The 620-nt window shown below is 44.0% G+C and carries 1 protein-coding gene; it reads left to right on the top strand.

The window, feature by feature from the left end; genetic code table 11:
- A partial coding sequence (locus R7Q48_RS28635; protein ID WP_318133720.1) for an FKBP-type peptidyl-prolyl cis-trans isomerase occupies window positions 1-468 on the top strand: 468 nt, incomplete at its 5' end.
- Between the last annotated feature and the right edge of the window lie 152 nt (window positions 469-620).

The raw sequence follows: 620 nt of genomic DNA, 5'->3' as shown, positions 1-620 counted from the left end.
TCAATCGAAATTGACGAAATCAACAATGCACTGCAAGAGCTACACACTCGCGCAGAAGCAGCTCGTCAAGAAGCAGCTAAAGCAGCAGCAGCTGATGGTGAAGCGTTCCTAAAAGACAACGCTCTACGTCCAGAAGTTAATGTTCTTGAATCTGGCCTACAGTACGAAATCATCAATGAAGGTACTGGCGAAATCCCAACAGCTGATAAATCTGTACGTGTTCACTACCACGGTGAACTAACAGACGGCACAGTATTCGACAGCTCTGTATCTCGCGGCCAACCAGCTGAGTTCCCAGTAACTGGCGTAATTAAAGGTTGGGTTGAAGCTCTACAACTAATGCCTGTAGGTTCTAAGTGGAAACTATACATCCCACAAGACCTTGCGTACGGTGAACGTGGCGCAGGCGCTGCAATCCCTCCATTCGCAGCACTAGTATTCGAAGTTGAGCTACTAGACATTCTATAATTGAGACTTTTCTCAATGACCTACATAAAGCGGCGCATTAGCGCCGCTTTTTTTATAAAATAATAGAAGTTATCAGTCAGATGACCTAAAAAAATAAATACAACAAATAAGTTAAAACGCTCAACCGTCGGAGGTACTATGCGTAAAACTCT

Source organism: Vibrio sp. 378 (assembly GCF_033339435.1).
This window is presented reverse-complemented; position numbering and strand designations above follow the sequence as displayed.